The following is a 21,902-nucleotide window of genomic DNA, read 5'->3' as shown; positions in this document are numbered from 1 at the left end:
CGGGTTGCGCCCGTTTCTGGCGCGCTGGGACGGGAGAGACGCGTGGCTGCACTCAGGACCGGGCTCGGGATTCAGGCCGTGCTCACGGCCGTGGCCGCGCTGATCCTGCTGGCCATGCCGGGCATTCCGAGCCCGCCGCTCTACGTCTCGCTCGCCGGCTTCGTGCTGGCCGGCATCCTGGTCGCGTCGAATGGAATCTCGGCCTACCTGAAGGTGTTCGTCTCGGTCTACGGCGTCGGCTACCTGCTGCTCGCCGGTACGAAGACCGCCGCTGCCATGGGCCTGCTGCCGCCGGTGATCGCCGCGCTTCTGCCCCCGGCTTTCGCGGCCACCGGCGCGGTGGTGTTCGCCGCCATCGTGCTCGGCATCTCGTATCTCGAGCCGATCCAGGCGATCACCAACATCGCCGACCCCTACTTCGCCAACCGCGACAGGCCCACCAAGGAGATCGGCCTGTTCCGCTGGTTCGGGACCACCGAGGGGCGGATCGGTCGCAACCTCGTGGCGCTGTCGATCTTCGTGAACTTCGCCGACGTGGCGCTGACCCTGCGGTTCAACTTCTTCTATCGCGACATCTACAACTCCCTGCAGGAGTATGACGCGAACGCCTTCTGGTATCAGCTGCTCTGGGTATTCGTGCCGCTGGCCACGCTGAACATCGCCATCGGCATGTTCGACCTGTTCGTGGATTCCTCGCTGCTGATCCGCTGGCGCACGTGGCTGACCCATAGCCTGTACGAGCGCTGGCTCGGCAACGGCACCCATTACCGGATCCCGTTCACCGACGAGGAGGCCGACAACCCGGATCAGCGCATCCAGGCCGACGTCAACAGCTTCATCGTGCAGACCACCACCCTGTCGATCCGGCTGCTCAGCCAGGCGGCGCAGCTCGTCTCGTTCATGGTCATCCTCTGGACCCTGTCGCGCGACTTCGTCGTGCCGTTCACCGATACGGTGATCCCGGGCTTCCTGGTGTGGCTGGTGATCGGCTACGCGGTGGTGGGCACGTGGCTGACCCATCTGATCGGCCGGCCGCTCATCGGGCTCGATTTCCGCCAGGAGCAGGTCGAGGCGAATTTCCGCTTCGCGCTGGCCCGCAACCGCATCTATTCCGAGCAGATCGCGCTGCTGCGCGGCGAGCGCGCCGAGGCCTCCCGGCTCTCGACGCTGTTCCACAGCGTGATCGACAATTACGTCGGCATCATCTTCCGCCGCATCAAGCTGATCGCCTTCACGTTCAGCTACCGGCAGGCGAGCGTGATCTTCCCGATGGTGCTGGCTGCACCCTCGTTCTTCGCCAAGAAGATCACTTTGGGCGCGCTCCAGCAGACCTCGCAGGCCTTCGGGCAGGTGCAGAGTTCGCTGTCGTTCTTCGTGGATTCCTACACGACGCTCGCGGCCTACAAGGCCAACACCAACCGTCTCGGCTCCTTCCGCCGGGCCATGACCAAGGCCGAGGCGCTGGCGGCGGCGGGCTACGGGCTCGTCCAGGGCAACGACAGCAGCGGCGACGTGACCGCGCGCGGCCTTGTACTCGCCCTGCCGGACGGGCGCCCGATCGTGACCGCCGACGCGCTGACGCTGCCGCGGGGCGGCGCGACCCTGGTGACCGGCCCGTCCGGCTCGGGCAAGTCGACGCTGTTCCGGGCGATCGCCGGGATCTGGCCGTTCGGTAAGGGCCGGGTCGACGTGCCGGCCGGACAATCGGCGCTGCTGCTGCCGCAGCGGCCCTACATCCCGCTCGGCACCCTGCGCGGCGCCGTGGTCTATCCGAACACCACCGACCAGTTCTCAGACGCGGAGATCCGCGACGCCCTAATCGCCGCCCAGCTTCCGCACCTCGCCGACCGCCTGGACGAGGTTGATACCTGGGAGCGGCGCCTGTCGGGGGGCGAGCAGCAGCGGCTCGCCATCGCGCGCGTGCTGCTGGCCAAGCCCGCATGGCTGTTCCTCGACGAGGCGACCGCCTCCCTCGACGAGCCCTCCGAGGCGGCGCTCTACCGGACCTTGCGCGAGCGCCTGCCCGGCACGACCATCGTGTCGATCGGCCACCGCTCGACGCTGGAGGCGTTCCACGACCGGCGCATCACGCTGGAGCCGGAGGGCGGGGTGTTCACCCCGCGCGAGCAGCAGCGGCAGCCGCTGCCGGCGGAGTAGCGGGCCTGATCCGCTGCTCCCTCCCCCGCAGAGGGGGAGGGAGCCCGCACGGCCGATGCTGCCTTATGCCCCCGTCCGCAGCTTCGCGGCCGCCCGCGCCGCCAGCTCGATCGCCGCCGAATCCGGTGTACCAGGCTTCACCACCCAGCTTCCGCCGACGCAGAGCACGGATGGGATCGCCAGCCAGTCTGGGGCGGTCGCCTCGGTGATCCCGCCCGTCGGGCAGAACCGCACCGCGCCGAACACGGCCGCGTGCGCCTTCAGCGCCTTGATGCCGCCCGCCGCCTCGGCCGGGAAGAACTTGAACCGGTCGAGCCCGTAATCCAGCCCGCGCATGATGTCGGCCGCGGTGGCGACGCCCGGCAGGTAGGGCACACCGTTGGCCTTGGCTGCGTCGGTCAGCGGCTCCGTGAGGCCGGGCGAGACGATGAACTCGGCGCCAGCCGCCAGGGCGTTCTCGAGATCGCGCGGGTTGAGCACCGTCCCGGCGCCGACGACCGCGCCCTCGACCCGGGTCATCTCCCGGATCACATCGAGGGCGGCGGGCGTGCGCAGGGTGACCTCCAGGGCGGTCAGCCCGCCCTTCACCAGGGCCTCGGCGATGGGCCGCGCCTGGGCCACGTCGTCGATCACCAGGACCGGAATGACGGGCACGGAGCGCATCAGCGCGTCGATGCTGGTCAGATCGTTCATGGTCGGCAACTCCTATACAGGTTTCAGAGACCGGCGGCGGCGAGCATCGCGGAGGCGCCGCGCTCGGCCGTGTCGGCCCCATGGCGCATGAACGCGAACAATTCGCGTCCGGTGCCCTGGCTGGGCGGCGGGGCCTCGGCCTCGGGACGGGCAGCGAATTCCGCGTCGTCCACCAGCACCTCCAGCAGACCCTCGGCGGCGCTGAGGCGGACAATGTCGCCGTCGCGGATCCGCCCGATCGGCCCGCCGCCCAAAGCCTCGGGGCTCAGGTGGATGGCGGCCGGGACCTTTCCGGAGGCGCCCGACATCCGCCCGTCCGTCACCAGGGCGACCTTATGCCCGCGGTCCTGCAGCACGCCGAGCGGCGGGGTGAGCTTGTGCAGCTCCGGCATGCCGTTGGCCTTCGGGCCCTGGAACCGGACCACCACCACGACATCGCGCTCCAGCTCGCCGGCCTTGAACGCCTTCAGCACCTCGTCCTGATCGGAAAACACCCGGGCCGGGGCCTCGATGGTGCGGCGCTGCTCCTCGACGGCGCTGGTCTTGAACGTCGCTCGGCCGAGATTGCCCTTCACGAGCCGCATGCCACCATCCGGCTGGAACGGGTTGTCGGGCCGGCGCAGCATCGCGTCGTCGAGGCTCTCCGGCACGGCATCCTCGAAGACCAGCTCCTCGCCGTCGAGCTTCGGGTCGCGGGCATGATCGCGCAGCGACTGGCCGGCCACGGTGAGGATGTCGTCGTGCAGCAGGCCGGCGTCGAGCAGTGCGCGCATCACGAAGCTCATCCCGCCCGCGGCGTGGAAGTGGTTCACGTCGCCGGCGCCGTTCGGGTAGACCCGGGCAATCAGCGGCACGGCGCTGGAGAGGCGGTCGATATCCTCCCAGTCGATCACGATGCCGGCGGCGCGGGCAATGGCCGGCAGGTGGATCGCGTGGTTGGTCGAGCCGCCCGTGGCGAGCAGGCCGACGGCCGCGTTCACGATCGCCTTCTCGTCGACGCAGAGGCCGAGCGGCCGGTAATCGTTGCCGGCGCCGCCGATCTCGGTGAGCCGGTGGATCGCCGCGCGGGTCACGGCCTGCCGCAGCTTGGTGCCGGGATTGATGAACGAGGCGCCCGGCATGTGCAGGCCCATCATGTCCATCATCATCTGATTGGAGTTGGCGGTGCCGTAGAACGTGCAGGTGCCGGCGGAGTGGTAGGAGGCGGACTCGGATTCGAGGAGTTCGGCGCGGCCGACCTTGCCCTCGGCGTAGAGTTGGCGGATCCGCTGCTTCTCCTTGTTGGCGAGGCCCGAGGGCATGGGCCCGGCGGGGATCAGGATCGTCGGCAGATGGCCGAAGCGGAGCGCCCCGATCAGCAGGCCGGGCACGATCTTGTCGCAGATGCCGAGCAAAGCCGCGCCGTCGAACATCCCGTGGCTCAAGCCCACCGCGGTCGAGAGGGCGATCGTGTCCCGGGAGAACAGCGACAGCTCCATGCCGCTCTGGCCCTGCGTGACCCCGTCGCACATGGCCGGCGTGCCGCCCGCGACCTGCGCGGTGGCGCCGCGCTCCCGGGCGAACAGCTTGATCTGCTCCGGGTAGCGTCCGTAGGGCTGATGGGCCGAGAGCATGTCGTTGTAGGCGGTCACGATGCCGATGTTCATCGTGGTCCGCTCGTCGCGGATCGCCGCCTTGTCCTCGCCGGCGGCCGCGAAGCCGTGGGCGAGGTTGCCGCAGGCGAGCTTGCCGCGCCGGACCCCCGCCTCGCGCTCACGCGCAATCAGATCGAGATAGGCGCGCCGGGTCTCGCGGGAGCGCGAAACGACGCGCTCGGTGACCGCCGCGACCTCGGGATGAAGCTCGGTCATGCTGATTCCTCCAGGCTCGGTGCCGACGGGCGGGACTGACGCCGCGATTCGGCTCGGCGCCAGGGCCATGTCGGTTGCCGGTACTTAAGCTGTGTGCTGCGGGATGTAACCCGGCTGGGCGATGCGGGGTGCGCCTCCCCTCTTAGTTGGGCTCGCAGACTCGCCCATCGTTGGCCGAGGCGTTCTCTCCTCCCCCTTGTGGGGAGGAGGTGGAGGTGGTGCAGGAGGCACCGTCACGCTCGATCCTGAACCACCCCCACCCCTGGCCCCTCCCCGCAAGGGGGAGGGGAAGCTCTCCGCCACGAACCGCCTCAATACTCCCAGAAGATCCGCTGCAGCTCCTTCGTGTCGTTCGTCTTGGTGAGCGCCACGGCGGCCAGGATCTTGGCTTTGGCGGGATTGAGATCGTTCGCCACCACCCAATCGTATTTGTCGTCCGGCTGCTCGGCATTGCGCAGGACGATTCCGTCCGGCACACGCGAGGAGCGGATCACGATCGTGCCCTTGGAGCGGATGTCCTTGAGCTTGTCGACGAGGTAGCCCGCCACCGAGCCGTTGCCGGTGCCGGCGTTGACGATCGCCTTGGCGCCCGCCTGGACCTCAGCGTCGTACACGCCCGGGATCATGTTGCCCGAGCCGTACACGATGCCGACCAGCGGCAGGCTGTCGATCTGGTCGATGTCGAACTCGGAACTCGTGTTGTGCCGCTTCGCGAGGGAGCGGAAGAAGTAGGTCTTGCCCTCGACCACCATGCCGAGCGGCCCCCATTGGCTGTAGAAGGCGCTCGGGACGACGTTGGTCCGCTTGTTCACATCGCGGCCGCACTGGATGGTGTCGTTCATCGTCACGGTGACGCCCTTGCCGATCGCCTCCTTGCTGCCCGCCACCGTCACGGCATCGAGGAGGTTGAGGGCGCCATCGGCCGAGATCGCGGTGCCCGGCCGCATCGAGCCGACCACCACGATCGGCTTGTCGCTCTTCACCACCAGGTCGAGGAAGAAGGCGGTCTCCTCCAGGGTGTCGGTGCCGTGGGTGACGACCACGCCGTCGACGTCGTCCTGCTTCAGGAGCTGCGAGACGCGCTTGCCGAGCTGGACGAGCTGGGTATCGGTGAAGCTCTCGGAGGCGATCTGGAAGACCTGCTCGCCGCGGACATTGGCGATGGTGCTGATCTGCGGCACGGCGGCGATCAGCTTGTCCACCGGCACCTTGGCGGCGGTGTAGGTCGCGCTGTTAGCGGCATCCGCGCCCGCGCCCGCGATGGTGCCGCCGGTGGCGAGGATCACCACGTTCGGCTTCCGGGTCGCGGCGGCCGTCCCGGACTCGGGCATCTCGCGGGCGAGCAGCGGGCTCGATCCGCAGAGGCTGGCCAGGGTCAGCGCGAAGGCTGCTCCGCGCAGGGAATGGGCCGCGCCGCTTCGGCAGGAAAACATGCGGTGATCCTCTAGCGTTGGACGATGGCGAGTCGGACTCGCCGCGGCGATGGTAGCCGCGCGGAATCGTCAGGCAAGGATCGTGCGGGCCGCCGTGCAGCAGGCAGAGCTGGATCGTTACGCAAGCTCGGGCGTTACACTGGGTTGCTGTCCGTTCGGAGGTAAGCCCCATGCCGCATCTCGCCGGTCTGCTCGAAGAGCTGGAGCGGAGCGAGCCCGCCCAGGCCGCCATGGCGATCCTCGAAGGTTCGCTCGCCCGCCGTTCTCCCGAGGAGCAAGGCGCCTTCTGGCGCGCTGTCGACATCTACTACGTGTCGCGCAAGGCACCGCCGGAGGCGACACAGGCGATGGAAGCCGTCTCCGAGTTCGCTGCCGCCTCGTAAGGCCCGTCTAGCCGGCCGCCGTGGCGACGCTCCCGCGAACGGAGTGGTCGTTCCTGTCCCTCTTCACGCGCTCGCAGGAACGGCTGGCGGAAGCGTGCCGCCACTCTCGGGCTCGCTGCCGGCGGCGGCGCCCCCGCGGGTCTCGGGCATCAGTGTGAGGTACAGCGCGAAGCCGAGGGCCGCGATGGCGGCCAGCGCCAGGAAGGCCGTGGAATAGCCGGCCGACACGATGATCACGCCCGCGAGCGTCGCGCTGAGCGATGCGCCGATGCCCTGGGCGGTGGCCACCGCACCCTGGGCGGCGTTGAAGCGCCCGCCGCCGCGGGTCAGGTCGGACACGACGATCGGGAACAACGCGCCATAGATGCCCGCGCCGACCCCATCGAGCAGCTGCACGCCGACCAGCCAGAACGGGTTGTCGGACAGCGTGTACAGAACCCCGCGCACCGCCAGAACCCCGAAGGCCGCCAGGAAGATTGGCTTGCGGCCGATCACGTCGGCCTTGGCGCCCACGAAGATCGCCACGGGCACCATCACGCACTGCGCCGCCACGATGCAGACCGCGATCAGCGAGGTCGCGTGGTCCTTGCCCGACAGGTGGGTGAGGAGCTGGCCGACCGAGGTGAGCATGGCGGCGTTGGCGAGGTGGAAGATCGCGCAGAGCACCGCGAAGAGGAGCAAGGCCTTGTTCTGCAGCAGGGTGGCGAGGCCGGAGGGCTTCTCCTGCTGCGCTTCCTCCTCCTCGGTCATGCCCCGGGCGAGGTCGTCGTCGATGGCGTCGGCCGGTACCATCAGCATGGCGCCGATCGAGCAGGCCGCCAGGATGCCCATGAGCCAGAACACCACGATCGGCCCGAAGAAGTAGGCGAGCCCCCCGGCCATCGCGGCAGACACCGCGTTGCCGGCGTGGTTGAAGCCCTCGTTCCGGCCGATCCGCTTGGCGAACATCTTCGGGCCGACGAGGCCGAGGGTGATGGCGGCCAGCGCCGGCGGGAAGATCGTGCCGGCGACATGCGCGATCGATTGGGTTGCTGTCACGAGGTAGAAGTTCGAGATGAACGGCAGGACGAGGCAGCTCGCCGTCACCGCGATGGCGCCGCCGATCACCACGGCGCGCTTGTGGTTGGTGGCGTCGATGAAGGCGCCCGCGGGTGTCTGCGCCACGAGGCCGAGGATGCCCGCGATCGTCATGACGAGACCGGTCGTGGCCTCGTTCCAGCCCTGGCTCGGGCCGCGCACGGCGATGAGGTAGATGGCGAGGTAGGGGCCGAGCCCGTCGCGTACGTCAGCCAGGAAGAAGTTGAGGGCGTCGAGGCCGCCCAGGGCTTTGGTCGAAGGGCTACGCTTGCCGGCGCCCGCAAGCGTCCCGCCCGTCTCGATGCTGCTCATCCCGACCCGCCCCAATCAGACGAACGCCGCCGCCCCACGTCAGGCGGCCCGTCGCTCGCGGTGCTCGACGCCCCGCCGTTCAATCGGTTCCTTCGCAGCGGCACCGGCGGCCCGGCCCCGCGCGGTTCTTCAGGGCCCGAAGGGTTCAACCCGCGTCGGGGGCCTCGGAAGCGTCGGGATTCCCGACATCGGCTGTCGTGTCCGCCGACAGGCCGACACCCGGTGCACCGAGGCCGTAGCGCTCGATCTTGGCGTAGAGAAGCTGCCGTTGAATGCCCAGGCGGCGGGCGGCCCGGGCCCTGTTGCCATCGGCTTCGCGGAGCGCGGCGGCGATCATGGTCCGCTCCAGACGGGCGACGGCGCCGGGCAGGTCGCCGGAGAGCCAATCGGGGGGCGGAGCCTCCCCGGGCCGCCGGTCGGGCCTGTCCGATGGGAGGCCGAGATCGTCGGCTGCGATCATGCCGCCGCGTACCAGCACCCCGGCGCGCTCGACGACGTTGCGCAACTCGCGGACGTTGCCGGGCCAGTCATGTGCCAGCAGGCGGGATGCGGCGCCCCGGCTGAGGCGCTTGCCCGACCGGAGCAGAAAGTGTTCGGCCAGGGGAACGATGTCGGCCAAGCGCTCGCGCAACGGCGGCAGTGCGATCGGCACGACGTTGAGACGATAATACAGGTCGGCGCGGAACCGGCCCTCGGCGACCAACGCCGGGAGGTCGCGGTGGGTCGCGGCGACGAGGCGGACATCGACCCGGCCCGGGCGGCCGCCGAGCGGCGTCACCACGCAATCCTGGATGACGCGCAGGATCTTGGCCTGCATGGCGGCCGGCATGTCGCCGATCTCGTCCAGGAACAGCGTGCCGCCCTCCGCGAGATGGAAGGCACCGGCGCGGTCCGCCGCTGCCCCGCCGAACGCCCCCCGGACATGGCCGAACAGCTCGCTCTCCAGCAGATCCCCCGGGACCGCCGCGCAGTTCACCGGCACGAAGGGACGCGCGCGTCGGCGCGAATAGGCGTGGAGCGCCCGTGCCACCTCCTCCTTGCCGGTGCCGGTCTCGCCCTGGACCAGCACCGTGGAGTCGGTGTCGGCGACAAGACCGATCGTCTTCTGAACGCGCCGCATCCCCTCGCTGGACCCGACGAGGACCGGGTGCCCGGATTGTGCTGGCGGCGCGGCTTCCTCCGTGCGGACAGTTCGCAGCATCGCCTCGATGGCGGCGGCGAGGTCAGCACGCCCGACCGGCTTGGTGAGGTGGTCGTGCGCACCCAGACGCATCGCCTCGATGGTGTTGGCCGGGCTCGCGAAGGCGGTCAGCACGGTCACAGGTGGCCTGTCCGGCAGCCCACAGATCCGCTCCAGCGTCGAGAGGCCGTCGAGGTCACCGGGCATGCGCAGGTCGAGGAGCACCGCCGCAACCGGGCTGTCCTGAAGCCGCGCGAGCGCCTCGGTGCCGGAGGCCGCCGGCAGAGGCGTGTGTCCGAGATCGGTCACGGTCTCGGCGAGCCCGTCGCGCAGGGCCGGGTCGTCGTCGACGATCAGGATGGTCGCCATGGCAGGTCCAGCACGAAGGTGGTTTCCGGCGCGTCCGCAACCAACCCGACCGCGCCACGATGCGCCACGGCGATCTCGCGCACGATCGCGAGGCCGAGCCCGGTCCCGTCCGGGCGGCCGGTGACGAAGGGCTCGAACAGGCTGGACCGGATCGCGGGGTCGATGCCGGCGCCCGTGTCACTCACGCAGAGCCGCAGGCGGAGGGTGCCGTCGATCGTGACCCGCTGGGCGCCGAGGTGCACCCGGCCGCCGGGTGGCGTGTTCTGGAGCGCGTTCAGCAAGAGGTTGTCGAGGGCGCGGCCGACCTGACACCGGTCGATATGGGGCTGATCCGCTTCGGGCAGCCCGTCGGTCGCGATCTCGATCCGGACCCCCCGGGCGCCCGCGAAGTCCTCGTGCAGGCTCGCGCAGTCCGCCAGCAGCGGCGCGACCGCGGTCGGCGCCCGGTTGAGGGCGCGCGCCTGGGTCAGGTTGAGCAGGTCGCGCAGCAGCGTGTCGACCCGGGCGATCTGGCCGAGCACGGTCCCGAGGGCGGTGGCGGCGCGGTTCGGATCGCCGCTGACCAGGGCGTTCTCCGCCTTCAGCCGCATCGCCGCGATCGGGTTGCGGATCTCGTGGGCGATGCTCGCCGCGAGGCGGCCGACCGCGGCAAGGCGTTCGGCTGCCACCACCCGGGCCTGGGCCTCCCGCAGCCGACCGCCCGCCGCGTTGAGGGCATCGACCAGACGGTCGAGCTCACGCTCGCCGGTCCGGTCGAGGCGCGGCAAGTCCCCGCCATCGGGACGCGGTGCCGCAAGGGCGGCCTCCAACCGGGCGATCCGGCCGGAGAACCCGTAGAGGAACCACCCGAGGAACGCCGCCGAGCCGAGGACCGTGACGGTCAGGAAACCGAGCCCGGCCAGGAAGCGCGTGTAGGTCGGGCCGTCGTTGACGTGGGCGCGCCCCATGGTCCAGGCCGTCAGCCCCGCCTCGGATGCGCGCAGCGGGCAGGCCTGGAGCAGGAGCACCTGCGTTCGGCTGGGCCGGTTCACCGAGACGGCATGGTTGGCGCGCAGGGCCTGGGCGTTCACCGCCGCGATCGTGTCGCGCTCCGCGGCCGGGAGATCGGTCTTCGGGCCGGTGCCTTCGTAGGTGGGATAGGCGTAGACGACAGACCCGTCCGCCGCGCTCCAGATGCCGCCCTCGATCCCCGAAAAACCGGCAAGCGCCGCCTCGACCACTCCGGCGAGGTCGGCTTCGGCGACGCCCGCGCGCAGGCCGACCAGGGCCGCGTACCGGTCCAGGATCTCGCGGCAGGCCCGTCCCACCGTCACATCCGCCTGGGCCACCTGCACGCCGGTCGACTGGGCGTAGACGCCGAACATCAGATAGGCGGTCGCGATGGCGGAGGTCAGCAGCAGGATCCACAGGGTGACGAGCCGGGCCCGCAGGCTGTAGGCTGTCACGGCGGCGCTTGATCGGTCACGGCGCGGGCTCCTCCGGCGGCGTCCGGCCCGCCCGGGACCGGTCCCTAAGCATTGTCGGTGCGCCTGGCTACGCACTCGGCATCGAAACAAGATACACGTTTGAAGTTCAGGATCGACTATCCACAACTCTACCGGGAGGTTGGAAGCGGAAAGCGTCGGTCCATCCACTGAAAACTCGCCTTCGGAGCTGGATTGGCGCCGGTGTCTTGGAACTGTCGGCAGCGGATGAGGCTTGCGTCGAAAAGTTGACACAGGCGGCAGTCACGAATCCGTCAACCCCGGTCTCTGGACTGTGTCGCGCCTGCGCCATCCTCCGATCGCCCTGCAGGTCCCTACACGGAGTTGGACCGTGTCCCACGCGCTCGTAAACCGGGAGGCGCTCGACGAACTCCGTGCGGTGATCGGACCGGAGAAGCTTGCCCGCATCGTCGACCGGTTCCTGCTGTTCCTCGCCGAAGCCTTCGCAGGCCAGGATCGCGCGGCGGCCGATTACGGGCGCGAGGCGCACACGCTCGTGTCGATGGCGGGCATGCTCGGTTGCGACGCTCTTTCCCGGGCCTGCCGCACCCTTGAGGAGGCCGCCCAGGCGGGAGACGATCTGACGGACCTGTTGGCGGAGGCAGAACGCCTGCGCGACCGGACGCTGGCGGCCCTTCAGAACCTTCAGGCGGAAGCCGGGGCCGGGGGGTGAAGCGCGTTTCGCCGTAGGAAGGGTGCCCGAGCGGATCCGGCTGGCTTCCCCCGGAACGCATGCCCCCGGAACGACGGAACCGCCGTCAGTCTACGGTGACCGCTTCGAGCGGCGCCTCGAAGATCAGGACAGCGCCCTCCGGGGGATAGCTGAGCTGCGCCGTGCCGCCGAATCCGTGCACGAGGCTGCGCGCGATGAGGCGTGTCCCGAAGCCGCTGCGGGTGGGCGGGGTCACGGGCGGACCACAGGTCTCCTCCCAGCGGAAGCGCAGCTGCGGGCCGCTCTCGGCCTCGATCACCGCCCAGGTGATGCCGACCCGTCCGTCGGCCACCGAGAGCGCACCGTATTTGGCTGCGTTGGTCCCGAGTTCGTGCAGCATCAAAGCCAGGGTCAGGCCGTGCCGCGATCCCAGGGTCACGTCGGGGCCGCTGATCCGGAAGCGCCCCGTCATGCCGTCGTCGTGGAGTGAGACCGCCCCCGCGACCAACCCGACCAGCGAGGCTCGGGCAAAGGAGCCCTGGAGGAGAACGTCGTGGGCCTTGGCCAGGGCCAGCAGGCGCGCCGACAGGGCCTCGCCGGCCGATTCCAGCGACACGGCGTTGCGCATGGTCTGCGCCGCCACGGCCTGGACCATGGCGATGGTGTTCTTCATCCGGTGCGCGAGTTCCTGCATCAGCAGCGTCTGGTGCGCCTCGGCGAGCTTCAACTCGGTGATGTCGCGCGAGACCGTGAGGATGCGCTCAGGGCTCCCCGGCGTCGCGCCGATCGGCGTCACGGCCACGTCCCACCATCGGATCCCGGCGCCAACCGCGAGCTGCGCCTGGAACCGGCTCGGCCGCCCCTGGCGCGCCCGGTCCAGGGCGACGGCGACGGCGTCCCGATCCTCCGGCCGGGTCCAAACCTGGATCCAGGGGTGGCCAATGACCTCCGCCTCGTCGCATGCGCCGGACAGCGCCGGGCCGCCCTCCGACGCGGTGATCACGCAACCATCACGATCGAGCAGCTCCAGATAATCGTTGGCCGCTGGCGGCGATGCAGCCGGCCGCAATCCCGCGAGCGGCGTCCGGATATCCGGACGGTCGCGCGCCCGATCCCGCTTCGGGAGGGTGATGGGCTGTAACCGCTCGCCAGCCAATCTCCCGGCCTCGACGCGGCTCGCGGCCTCGATGATGCGGCCGAGGCGCCGGCTTCGCTGCCGCTCGCGGTCCGCCTGCGCGGTTGCCTGCGCCAGCAGATCACGCAGGCGCGCATTCTCCGCTTCGAGGATACCGAGGCGGTACTCCGCCCCGTCCGCCCGCGGCAATACGACGATCCTCTCCATCGCGCGCCCCCTTCTCGCCACCGGCGGCGCGCTTGTGCGCGGCGCAGCAGGTCCAGCGAGGCGCAGGTACGCGCTGTCGCAAGCGGGTGAGCGCCGGCGGCTTGAGCCGCTTCTGGCGCCGGATCCCGGCTCGCAGCCATGCGAATCGTTGGATGGCTCACGCTAGCATGACGGTCGGGATAATCAATCGGTGCGTGTATTCACCGTCAGGCGAAAACTTATGCTGCAATCCTGTTCCGTGACGAAATCAGCTACTTGTTGCGCATCAGCAGGACGAGCCAGCCGATCCCGAGCACGAAGATAATCAAGCCGATCGAGACGAAGACCGGCGTGCCGAGATCGATGAGGCGCGGCGCGAGCTGGGTCGCGAAGGCCGCCACCACCAGGGCCACCGCCACCCGCGCGGCGGCGCGCTCGATGCCGCGGGTGACCTTGTCGAGACCCTTCACCTCGATCTCGACCGTGACGCGGCCCTGCTTCAGGCGCACCAGCATCAGGTGGATCAGGGTCGGGAGTTCCGAGGCCGCCCCATAGAGGCCGACGCCGAGCGCCTCGGCCTTCTGCTTGAGCGCGCCGAGCGAGAACTGCGTCTGCATGCTGGCCTTGACGGTGGGGCCGGCCGCAGCGAACAGGTCGAAATTCGGGTCGAGGTGGCGCATCACGCCATCGGCGGTGACCAGCCCCTTGAACAGGATGGCGAGGTCGGTGGGCATCGCGAGGTCGTTCTCGCGGGCCATGTTCATGAAGTCGGTGAGCACCAGCCCGAGATTCAGCGGGATCGAGGAATGGCTCTCCACGAAGGACTGGGCCGAGACTTGGAGGCGTGTGAGATCTGGGTTGCTCGTGCCCGTCCAGTCGAGGAGTACGGCCATCAGGCCGTCCGCATCCTGCTTGAGCATCGCGCCGATGAGCACGAGGAGCTGTGAGCGGCGGCGCTGCGACAGCCGGCCGATGATGCCGAAATCGATGAAGCCGATCTTGTTGCCCGGCAGCGCCAGCATGTTGCCGGGATGCGGATCGGCGTGGAACACGCCCTCGATCAGCGCCATCTGCAGGAAGGCGTCCGTACCCTTCTGCGCGAGCAGCTTCTTGTCCACCCCGGCCGCCCGGAGGGCCGCGTCGTCGTTCGGCGGGATGCCGTGAATGAAGTCCTGCACCAGCACGCGCTCGGAGCAGTATTCCCAATGGATCTTCGGGAAGACGATGTCGTCGCGGTCGTCGAAGATCTGGGCCAGAAGCTCGCAGTTGCGCGCCTCGTTGAGCAGGTCGAGCTCGCCGTTCAGCCCCTCGGCGAGGTGGCGCATCTGCTCCCGCGGCTGGTAGCGGGCCATGTCGGGCCACTCGTTCTCGACGATGCGGGCGCCGTGCGCCATCAGGCGCAGATCCGCCTCGATGATCTTGCGCAGGTTCGGCCGCAGCACCTTGACGATCACGTCCTCGCCCGAGTGCAACCGCGCGCGATAGACCTGCGCGATCGAGGCCGAGGCGATCGGGTCGGTATTGAACTCGGCGAACACCTCCTGGGGCGGGGCGCCGAGATCCTGTTCGAGCTGCGGTCCGATCTGCTCCCAGGAAACGGGTACGACCTGGCTGTGGAGCTTCTGCAACTCCTCGGTCCAGGCCGGCGACAGGAGGTCCGGCCGGCTCGCCAAAACCTGCCCGAACTTGATGAAGGTGGGCCCCAGCGCCTCGATCGCCCGGCGCAGCCGTTCCGGCTCCGACAGGCGGGTGACGTCGACCCGTGGCCGGCGCCGCGGCAGCAGGGGCAGGTAGCGCAGGCCGAGGCGGTCCACGACGCGGGTGACGCCGAAGCCGATCAGGATCGTCGCGATCTCCGACAGCCGCTGACGATCGCGGGCAGCAACGAAGGCGGTCTTCAGCATGGAGGGCGCGATCCGGTCGGACGGGATTGGGTGCCCGGACAGCACGAGCATAAGGACTTTTTTGCGGTCGCGAACCGCCGGATGGGGCCACCCGCGTCGTTATCGGCGCGGGGCCGGGCCGATCCCGCGCCGGATTGCCTCAGCGGCGCGATGCGCCCGCCGGAACGGCCGCGGGGCCCTTGGCGGGTCGCGCGTCACCGAACCGTGCGTTGACGACCAGCAAGGTCACGATGACCGCCGAGAAGGCCAGCGCCGCCAGGAAGTACAGGCCGGCCTCGAAGCTGCCGCTGGTCTCGCGGATCCAGCCCACGATCGAGGGCGCGACGAAGCCGCCGAGATTGCCCACGCAGTTGATCAGCGCGATGCCGCCCGCCGCCGCGCTGCCGGAGAGGAACACCGAGGGCAGCGCCCAGAACGGCGCCTTGCCGCCGTAGAGGCCGGCCGCCGCCACCGCCATGAAGGCGACGGCCCAGAGCGAGCCGGTCGCGAAGCCCGCGAGCGCGAGGCCCGTCGCCGTGAGCAGGAGTGCGCCCGCCAGCGTCAGCCGCCGGTCGTTGGTCCGATCCGAGATCCAGCCGATCGTCAGGCCGCCCACCACCCCGAACACGTACGGCACCGCAGTCATCAGGCCGGTCTGCATGTCCGAGAGGCCGGTGCTCTTGAGGATCTGCGGCAGGAAGAACGCGAGGCCGAGATTGGCGCCCGTGTTGGCGAAGTAAATGAACGACAGGGCGATCAGCCGCGGATCCGCGAAGGCCCGGCGCAGGCTGGTGCCGTGGGTCGCCGCCACCATGCGCTGCTCCGCGTCGATCACCGCCTGGAGGGCCGTCCGGTCGGTGGGCGCGAGCCAGTGCGCATCCTTGGGACGGTCCGGGATCAGCGCCAGGAAGACGAAGCCGAACAGCGTGGTCGGGATGCCCTCCAGCAGGAACAGCCATTGCCAGCCCTTGAGACCCAGCATCCCGTCGAGCTGCAGGATCGCGGTCGAGAGCGGTGCGCCGATCGCCAGCGAAACCGGGATTCCCACCGCGAAGGCGCCGAAGATCCGGGCGCGATAGGCCTTGGGGAACCAGTAGGTCAGGTAGAGGATCACGCCTGGGTAGAACCCGGCCTCCGCGGCCCCGAGCAGGAAGCGCAGGACGAGGAAGCTCGTCGCGCCCTGAACGAACATCATCGCGGCCGAGAGCAGGCCCCAGGTGATCATGATCCGGGCGATCCAGCGCCGGGCGCCGACCTTCTCCAGGATCAGGTTGCTCGGCACCTCGAACAGGAAATAGCCGATGAAGAAGATCCCGGCGCCGAGCCCGAACACGGCCGGGCCGATGCCGAGATCAGCGTTCATCCGCAGGGCCGCAAAGCCGACATTGATCCGGTCGACATAGGCCATGACGTAGCCGATGAAGAGCAGCGGCATTAGCCGGAAGAACACCTGTCGGACGATCCGGTCCTGTTCGCTCGGGGCCATGGTTTCCTCGCGGGATATTTGTTTCTTGGAGGTGGCTGATCGGTGCGCGGGGATACCCGAGCCGGTCAGAAGGCTGGCTCCAGCCCGCTCGCCCGGTAGGCGTCCGCGGCCTCCGGTGTCGTCAGCCCGGCGAGGAAGCGCGCGGCGCCCGCCCGATCGGTCGCATTCCGCAGGATCGCGGCCGCGAAGGTCGTCACCTCCTGCACCGGCTCGGGGAAGGGCCCGACCACCTCGATCCCCGGCACCACCATCAATTCGCTGATCTGCTGGACCGCGATGTCGGCCTCACCGGAGACCAGCTTCTCCGCCGTGAAACCCTGCGGGATGATGGTGGCCTTGGCGTTGACCGCCTCGGCGAGGCCAAGCCGCGGCAGCAGGCCTGCGAAGTAGATCCCGCTGGCGCCCGTGCGCGAATAGGCGACCGAGCGTGCCGCCAAGAGCGTCTGCTTCAGCGCCTCGACGGTCGAGATGTCCGGGTGTGGCGCCCCCGCCTTCACGGCGAGGCCGTAGCGCGAGCGCACCGCGTTCACCCGCGTCTCCGGTTCGACCCGGTTCTCGGCGATCAGGCGCTCCATGGCGTCCGACAGGACCAGCACCGCGTCGGCGGTCTCGCCGGCTTCGAGCGCCTTCATGATGACGGTCGTCGGTGCCCAGTGGATCGCCGTCCGCCCACCCGCCGCCTCGAAGGCCGGGATGACATGCGCGTCGAAGGCGCCGCGCACCACGAGGGCGCATTTCAGCTGGGTCGGGGGTGGAGCGTCGGTCATGTCGGGGTCCATCAATCTCTTTTTTGCGCTGGTCGATCTGACGATCCGCCCAGTCGGACTCGAAGGCCCGTCCGCGCATCTCCCTCCCCCGCAGAGGGGGGCAGGCGCGCCGTCGGCGGATTACGAATTCCCTGAATCCCCCCGGGAAAAGTCGATCCCCGTGAATCCGCCACCCTGGTAGCGTTCCACCACCGGGTTGCCGCTCGTCTTGCCCTCAAGCGCCTGAGCGTAGGAATCGGCGCTGTCCTGCGGCGCCCAGCCGATCGTGTCGCGCCCGTCCCGGCCCCACCACGTCATGCGGCTGTTCTTCGAGGCGCCCCAGATCACGACCGTCCCGTCGGGGCCGAGGTTCGGTGCCAGGGTCGCGCGCATCACGAGGCGGGTGAGGTCGGCGTAGGACAGCCACGTCGCCAGCATCCGCGCGTCGGTGGGCTCCGGGAAGCAGGAGCCGATCCGCAGGAAGGCGCTCTCGACCCCGTGCTTGTCGCGGTACAGGCCGCCCATCAGCTCACCATAGGCCTTGGACAGGCCGTAATAGCCGTCCGGCTTCAGGGCGCAGTCGTCGTCCAGCACCGCGGACCGTTCGTGGAAGCCGATGGTGTGGTTCGAGGATGCGAACACCATCCGCGCCCCCTCCCGGCGGGCCGCCTCGTAGGCGTGATAGAGGCCGCGGATGTTCGGGCCGATCACCGTCTCGAACGGATGCTCCACCGAGATCCCGCCGAAATGCAGGATCGTCCCGCAGCCCTCCGCCAGCCGCAGGATCGCGGGGCCGTCCTCCAGATCGGCGCGCTGGAAGCGGGCCCCCTCCGGCAACGGATCGGGGAAGGGGACCCGGTCGGTGAGCCGCAGCGTCCAGCCGGCCTCGCCGAGCGCGCGGGTCAGCACGCGCCCGAGGGCGCCCGAGGCGCCGGTCAGCAGGACGGGTCTTTGCGGGACGGTCTCGGTGCTCATGGATGCTCCGGATTCAGGCGACCTTGGCCGCATCGAGGGGGGCGGCCGACGCGGGCAGGCGGGGCCGCCGGACGAAGATCGTCATGGCGATGACGCCCGCCGCCGCGATCAGGGCCGCGATCACGAAGGCGCTGGCGTAGCCGCCGAGATACTGCACGGCGAAGCCCGTGGCGGTCGGCCCGATGATGCCCGAGATGTTGCTCAGGAGGTGGATGAAGCCGCTCACCCCGCCGACGCGGGTCTCGGGCACCAGTTCGTGGATCGTCGCCCAGCAGGATTGCACGGAACTCGTCAGCATCAGGACGGACAGCGCGATCAATCCGACGGCGACGGTGGCATTCGGCGCGGCGTTGACGGCGATCAGCGCCACCCCCGCGATGGCGAGCGGGACGATGGTGGTGATCTTCCGCGCCGTGAGCTTGTCGCCCATGCGCTTGTAGAGGGCGTCGGCGAGAATTCCGCCGCCGACATAGCCGACGAAGCCGCAGGCCCAGGGGATCGAGGCGACGAGCGCCATCTCCTTGACCGGCATGTGCAGGCCGTCGGTGAGATAGCTCGGGAGCCACGAGAGGAAGATGTAGACGGTGTAGTTCACCGCGAACATGCCGAGGCCCAGCGACAGGGTGCTCGGGAGGAACAGGTATTCCTTGAGCGAGCGGGCATGGTCGGACGGCGGGAGATGCGTGACCGCCCGGCTGCGCTCGATCAGGGCGATCTCCTCCGGGCTGACGCGGGGATTGTCCTGGGGCCGGTCGGTCATCAGCAGGCGCCACGCCACCACCCAGAGCAGGCCGACGGCGCCGATCGCCACGAAGGCGACCCGCCAACCGTACTGGATCGCCAGCAGGCCGACCACGGGGGCCGCGATGGCGCTGCCGACCGTCTGGCCCGAGAAGGTGAAGCCGATGGTCCGGGCGGTCTCCTCGCGGGGGAACCACGTGGTGAGGGTGCGGTTCGTGGTGGAGTTCATCGGCCCCTCGGCGAAGCCGAACAGGGAGCGGACCACGAACATCTGGGCGAAGCCGGTGACCGCCCCGGTGAGCATGCACAGGACCGACCAGGACGCGGCGGCCCAGCTGTAGACGCTGCGCGGGCCGTAGAGGTCGGCGAGCTGGCCGCCCACGAAGGCGAACAGGGCGTAGCCGAAGAAGAAGGTCGAGAAGATTACCCCGAGTTCCGAGGGCGACAGGTTGAGGTCCTGCTTGACGAAGGGCGCCGCCACGCCGAGCGCGGCGCGGTCCATGTAGTTGATGATCCCGGCTATGAACAGCAGGAAGGCGATCAAGAACCTGTAGCGCTTGGCGAGCATGGGGTTTCCTCCAGACTGAACATAAGTTTTATTGTTTTTTTCTAAGGTTAGACCGGGTCGATCCTTCCGTCATCGCGCGCGCAGCGAAGCGACCCAGGGCAGCGCGACGCCTGTGAGTGTGGCCCTGCTGGATTGCTTCGCTCCGCTCGCAAAGACGGTCGTGCGTTCGGGCGCCTCAGTCACAGAAACGCGATCGTGCAGGGGCTGAGGCTCGGCCGTGATCCCGTGCGGGTCAGATTCCCGCTCTCGGCCTCGATGGCGAATTCGACGAGGCTGTCGCCCTGTTCGTTGGCGACGAGGAGGTGCCGCCCGTCCGGCGCCAGCACCATGAAGCGCGGATCGCGCCCGCCCGAGGGCGTCCAGCCGGCGGGGTCGAGCCGACCCGTCTCGTCCACCCGGAAGCGCGCGATCCCGTCCTGCCCCCGATTCGACACGTAGACGAACCGCCCGTCCGGCGTGACCACGATGGCGGCGGCCGTGCTGGCGCCGAAGAAGTCGGGCGGCAGGGTCGGGGCGAGGTGGAGCGGCGTCAGCGTCCCGGCCTCCCCGTCCCAGCGGCAGGTCGCGACGCTCGAGTCCAACTCGTTGACCAGGAAGGCGAGGGGGCCCCGCGGGTGGAACGCGATGTGGCGCGGTCCCGCCCCGGGCCGCATCGCGGCCTCCGACACGATCGCCAGGCGCTCGCCGTCGACCGCCAACACGAAGACCCGGTCGAGCCCCTTGTCGGGCACGAGCACGTGCCGCCCGTCGGGCGACAGGACCACATGATGCGGGTGGGCGCAGGCCTGCTCGGTCCGGTGCGGACCCGGATCGCCCGGCAGCGGCAGGACATGGCAGGCCGGTTCCAGGCCACCATCGGAACGCACCGGCATCAACGCGACCGAGCCGCTGGCGTAGTTGGCCACGATCAGGAAGCGCCCGGTCGGGTCGAGGGCCTGATGCACGCTGTTGGTGCCGCCCGTGGCGGCGCTGCCGCGGGCGTGCACGGTGCCATCTGGCGACACTGCGAAGGCGCTGGCCTGCTCGCCGTCGCCCTGCACCGTGTAGAGTCCCGCGCGCGCCGGATCCGCGACGAGGAAGGACGGATTGGTCAGGCCCTCGACCCGGCCGAGATGCGTCCAGCCTTCCAGCCCGCCCCCGGTCCGGTAGACATCGATGCCCCGGCCGCGCGCCCGGCGCCGCTCGGTGGTGAAACAGCCGACGAAGGCGAGTCCGAGGGGCGCGGGGTCACTCATGCGGCGCTCCGGTTCAGGTCCGACGGGGGACGCGGCGCAGGAAATCGGGGTTCAGCTCGGACAGGCGGTTGATCCCGATCAGCGCCATGTCGCGGTTGAGCTCCTCCTTGAGGATCCGCATGGCGTGCTCGACGCCCGCCGCCCCGCCGAGCGCCGCGCCGAAGATGAAGGGCCGGCCGAGCAGGACGAAATCGGCGCCGAGCGCCAGGGCCTTCATCACGTCGGTGCCCCGGCGGATGCCGCTGTCGACGATGATCTTCAGGCCGCTCTTCCGCGCGGCGATTTCCGGCAGCACGTCGAGCGGCGCGACGGCGTAGTCGAGCTGGCGGCCGCCATGGGTCGAGAGGATCACGCCGTCGGCGCCGCATTCGCGGGCGATCTCGACATCCTCGGGGGCGAGCAGGCCCTTCACGAGGAGGTTGCCGGTCCAGCGCTTGCGGATCGCCTCCAGGTTCTTCCACGAGAGCTGATCGCGCGCGATGGTGTTGCGCACCGCCCCCTGCGACATCATCGGCGGCCCACGCTCGGCCTCGGTGTTCTCGAAATGCGGCGCGCCGTGCTTGAGGAAGGTGCGGGCGACGGTGCCCAGCAGCCAGCGTGGGTGGGTCGCGCTCTGCCACGCCACCTTCGGCGTGACCTTGATCGGCATGGAGAAGCCGCTGCGGGTGTTGTGCTCGCGGTTGCCCAGCGTCGGCGTGTCGGCGGTGACCACGAAGGTCCGGTAGCCGGTCGCCGCCACCCGATCGAGCAGGCGGTCGATCCGGGTTTGGTCGCCGGGCAGGTAGCCCTGGAACCACGCCTGCGGGTTCTGGGCGTAGACATCCTCCAGCTTGATCAGCGAGGAGGCGCTGAGACACATCGGCAGGTTCATCCGCCGCGCCGCCTCGGCGAGCGCGAGGTCGCCCCGATAGGCGATGAAGGCGGCCCCGCCGAGCGGGCCGATCCCGAAGGGGGCCGCATAGGTGTGGCCGAACAGCGTGGTGGCGGTATCGCGCGCCGAGGTGTCCCGCATCAGCCGGGGAATGAGGGCGTAGTCGGCATAGGCGCCGCGGCTGTGCGCCAGGGCGGAGCCTGTCTCGACCCCGCCCGAGACGTACTGAAAGATCATCGGCGGCAGGAGCCGCTTGGCGTGCCGCTCGAAATCGTCGAGCGCCAGCAGGTCGCGGAACCGGTAGGGCGTGACCGCGTCGCTGCGCTTGAGGCTGGTGACGATCGCCTGCGGCGCGGCGATCCCCGCCGCGGTCGCATCGGCCCCGCCCACGGTCGGCGAGTCGCGCTCGGGCGTTCCCGATCCGGAGGCCGGGTGGTCGAGTGTCGCCATCAGGGCCTCCCTGCGCTCCGTCACGAAGGACGGTTT

At 69.8% G+C, this 21,902-nt stretch carries 17 protein-coding genes; 3 read left to right on the top strand and 14 right to left on the bottom strand.

Annotation, left to right across the window (positions count from 1 at the left end; genetic code table 11):
* The first annotated feature begins 42 nt into the window (after positions 1-42).
* Positions 43-2,157, top strand: a complete 2,115-nt coding sequence (locus tag BLQ49_RS01170; protein WP_091712624.1) for an ABC transporter ATP-binding protein/permease — start codon at positions 43-45, stop codon at positions 2,155-2,157.
* Positions 2,158-2,220: 63 nt separating this feature from the next.
* On the opposite strand, the gene eda is transcribed toward BLQ49_RS01170, so the two are convergent.
* The 3 genes from eda to BLQ49_RS01155 all read right to left on the bottom strand — a co-directional run bounded on the left by eda (position 2,221) and on the right by BLQ49_RS01155 (position 6,133).
* A complete protein-coding gene (gene eda, locus BLQ49_RS01165) occupies positions 2,221-2,850 on the bottom strand; it encodes a bifunctional 4-hydroxy-2-oxoglutarate aldolase/2-dehydro-3-deoxy-phosphogluconate aldolase (RefSeq protein WP_208858993.1) in 630 nt (209 codons plus the stop codon).
* 23 nt (positions 2,851-2,873) lie between these two features.
* Positions 2,874-4,700, bottom strand: a complete 1,827-nt coding sequence (gene edd / locus BLQ49_RS01160) for a phosphogluconate dehydratase (RefSeq protein WP_091712622.1) — start codon at positions 4,698-4,700, stop codon at positions 2,874-2,876.
* A gap of 311 nt (positions 4,701-5,011) precedes the next feature.
* Positions 5,012-6,133, bottom strand: coding sequence for an asparaginase (locus BLQ49_RS01155; protein ID WP_091712621.1), 1,122 nt, complete (start codon positions 6,131-6,133; stop codon positions 5,012-5,014).
* Positions 6,134-6,303: 170 nt separating this feature from the next.
* Between BLQ49_RS01155 and BLQ49_RS01150 the strand changes: the two genes are divergently transcribed.
* A complete protein-coding gene (locus tag BLQ49_RS01150; protein WP_091712619.1) occupies positions 6,304-6,516 on the top strand; it encodes a hypothetical protein in 213 nt (70 codons plus the stop codon).
* A 63-nt stretch (positions 6,517-6,579) separates the two neighbouring features.
* On the opposite strand, the gene BLQ49_RS01145 is transcribed toward BLQ49_RS01150, so the two are convergent.
* The 3 genes from BLQ49_RS01145 to BLQ49_RS01135 form a co-directional block, all read right to left on the bottom strand.
* Positions 6,580-7,905 carry an MFS transporter gene (locus BLQ49_RS01145; RefSeq protein WP_091712617.1) on the bottom strand — a complete coding sequence of 442 codons (1,326 nt, stop codon included), beginning with the start codon at positions 7,903-7,905 and terminating at the stop codon, positions 6,580-6,582.
* Between the two features lie 145 nt (positions 7,906-8,050).
* Positions 8,051-9,454 (bottom strand): sigma-54-dependent transcriptional regulator, encoded by a 1,404-nt coding sequence (locus BLQ49_RS01140; protein WP_091712615.1) that lies wholly within the window; start codon positions 9,452-9,454, stop codon positions 8,051-8,053.
* Positions 9,439-10,899: a sensor histidine kinase gene (locus BLQ49_RS01135; RefSeq protein ID WP_091712614.1), complete on the bottom strand. Its 1,461-nt coding sequence runs from the start codon at positions 10,897-10,899 to the stop codon at positions 9,439-9,441. Before BLQ49_RS01135 ends, BLQ49_RS01140 begins: the two co-directional genes overlap by 16 nt.
* Before the next feature lie 370 nt (positions 10,900-11,269).
* On the opposite strand from BLQ49_RS01135, the gene BLQ49_RS01130 reads away from it, so the two are divergent.
* A complete protein-coding gene (locus BLQ49_RS01130; protein WP_091712612.1) occupies positions 11,270-11,611 on the top strand; it encodes an Hpt domain-containing protein in 342 nt (113 codons plus the stop codon).
* A gap of 85 nt (positions 11,612-11,696) precedes the next feature.
* Here BLQ49_RS01130 and BLQ49_RS01125 read toward each other — a convergent pair whose 3' ends face one another.
* The 8 genes from BLQ49_RS01125 to BLQ49_RS01090 form a co-directional block, all read right to left on the bottom strand.
* Complete coding sequence (locus tag BLQ49_RS01125) at positions 11,697-12,932, bottom strand: sensor histidine kinase (protein WP_091712610.1); 1,236 nt, start codon at positions 12,930-12,932, stop codon at positions 11,697-11,699.
* Positions 12,933-13,183: 251 nt separating this feature from the next.
* Entirely contained in the window at positions 13,184-14,815 is a 1,632-nt protein-coding gene (locus BLQ49_RS01120; protein WP_091712609.1) for an ABC1 kinase family protein, read from the bottom strand.
* Positions 14,816-14,954: 139 nt separating this feature from the next.
* Complete coding sequence (locus tag BLQ49_RS01115) at positions 14,955-16,280, bottom strand: MFS transporter (protein ID WP_091712607.1); 1,326 nt, start codon at positions 16,278-16,280, stop codon at positions 14,955-14,957.
* Positions 16,281-16,345: 65 nt separating this feature from the next.
* Positions 16,346-17,047 (bottom strand): molybdate ABC transporter substrate-binding protein, encoded by a 702-nt coding sequence (locus BLQ49_RS01110; RefSeq protein WP_091713081.1) that lies wholly within the window; start codon positions 17,045-17,047, stop codon positions 16,346-16,348.
* Between the two features lie 120 nt (positions 17,048-17,167).
* Positions 17,168-18,001, bottom strand: coding sequence for an NAD-dependent epimerase/dehydratase family protein (locus BLQ49_RS01105; RefSeq protein ID WP_091712606.1), 834 nt, complete (start codon positions 17,999-18,001; stop codon positions 17,168-17,170).
* A gap of 13 nt (positions 18,002-18,014) precedes the next feature.
* A complete protein-coding gene (locus tag BLQ49_RS01100; RefSeq protein WP_091712604.1) occupies positions 18,015-19,310 on the bottom strand; it encodes an MFS transporter in 1,296 nt (431 codons plus the stop codon).
* Between the two features lie 179 nt (positions 19,311-19,489).
* Positions 19,490-20,545 (bottom strand): lactonase family protein, encoded by a 1,056-nt coding sequence (locus BLQ49_RS01095; RefSeq protein ID WP_091712602.1) that lies wholly within the window; start codon positions 20,543-20,545, stop codon positions 19,490-19,492.
* Between the two features lie 13 nt (positions 20,546-20,558).
* Complete coding sequence (locus tag BLQ49_RS01090; protein WP_091712600.1) at positions 20,559-21,866, bottom strand: alpha-hydroxy acid oxidase; 1,308 nt, start codon at positions 21,864-21,866, stop codon at positions 20,559-20,561.
* Positions 21,867-21,902 lie beyond the last annotated feature (36 nt).

It is taken from the genome of Methylobacterium phyllostachyos (assembly GCF_900103445.1).
Taxonomy (GTDB): Bacteria; Pseudomonadota; Alphaproteobacteria; order Rhizobiales; family Beijerinckiaceae; genus Methylobacterium; species Methylobacterium phyllostachyos.
This window is presented reverse-complemented; position numbering and strand designations above follow the sequence as displayed.

What these genes read in the sequence shown, in the direction of transcription:
- BLQ49_RS01145 (WP_091712617.1), bottom strand. Translation starts at nt 7,905, where the DNA reads ATGAGCAGCATCGAGACGGGCGGGACGCTTGCGGGCGCCGGCAAGCGT.
- BLQ49_RS01150 (WP_091712619.1), top strand. Translation starts at nt 6,304, where the DNA reads ATGCCGCATCTCGCCGGTCTGCTCGAAGAGCTGGAGCGGAGCGAGCCC.
- eda (WP_208858993.1), bottom strand. Translation starts at nt 2,850, where the DNA reads ATGAACGATCTGACCAGCATCGACGCGCTGATGCGCTCCGTGCCCGTC.
- BLQ49_RS01110 (WP_091713081.1), bottom strand. Translation starts at nt 17,047, where the DNA reads ATGACCGACGCTCCACCCCCGACCCAGCTGAAATGCGCCCTCGTGGTG.
- BLQ49_RS01100 (WP_091712604.1), bottom strand. Translation starts at nt 19,310, where the DNA reads ATGCTCGCCAAGCGCTACAGGTTCTTGATCGCCTTCCTGCTGTTCATA.
- BLQ49_RS01115 (WP_091712607.1), bottom strand. Translation starts at nt 16,280, where the DNA reads ATGGCCCCGAGCGAACAGGACCGGATCGTCCGACAGGTGTTCTTCCGG.
- edd (WP_091712622.1), bottom strand. Translation starts at nt 4,700, where the DNA reads ATGACCGAGCTTCATCCCGAGGTCGCGGCGGTCACCGAGCGCGTCGTT.
- BLQ49_RS01155 (WP_091712621.1), bottom strand. Translation starts at nt 6,133, where the DNA reads ATGTTTTCCTGCCGAAGCGGCGCGGCCCATTCCCTGCGCGGAGCAGCC.
- BLQ49_RS01095 (WP_091712602.1), bottom strand. Translation starts at nt 20,545, where the DNA reads ATGAGTGACCCCGCGCCCCTCGGACTCGCCTTCGTCGGCTGTTTCACC.
- BLQ49_RS01090 (WP_091712600.1), bottom strand. Translation starts at nt 21,866, where the DNA reads ATGGCGACACTCGACCACCCGGCCTCCGGATCGGGAACGCCCGAGCGC.
- BLQ49_RS01125 (WP_091712610.1), bottom strand. Translation starts at nt 12,932, where the DNA reads ATGGAGAGGATCGTCGTATTGCCGCGGGCGGACGGGGCGGAGTACCGC.
- BLQ49_RS01140 (WP_091712615.1), bottom strand. Translation starts at nt 9,454, where the DNA reads ATGGCGACCATCCTGATCGTCGACGACGACCCGGCCCTGCGCGACGGG.
- BLQ49_RS01105 (WP_091712606.1), bottom strand. Translation starts at nt 18,001, where the DNA reads ATGAGCACCGAGACCGTCCCGCAAAGACCCGTCCTGCTGACCGGCGCC.
- BLQ49_RS01120 (WP_091712609.1), bottom strand. Translation starts at nt 14,815, where the DNA reads ATGCTGAAGACCGCCTTCGTTGCTGCCCGCGATCGTCAGCGGCTGTCG.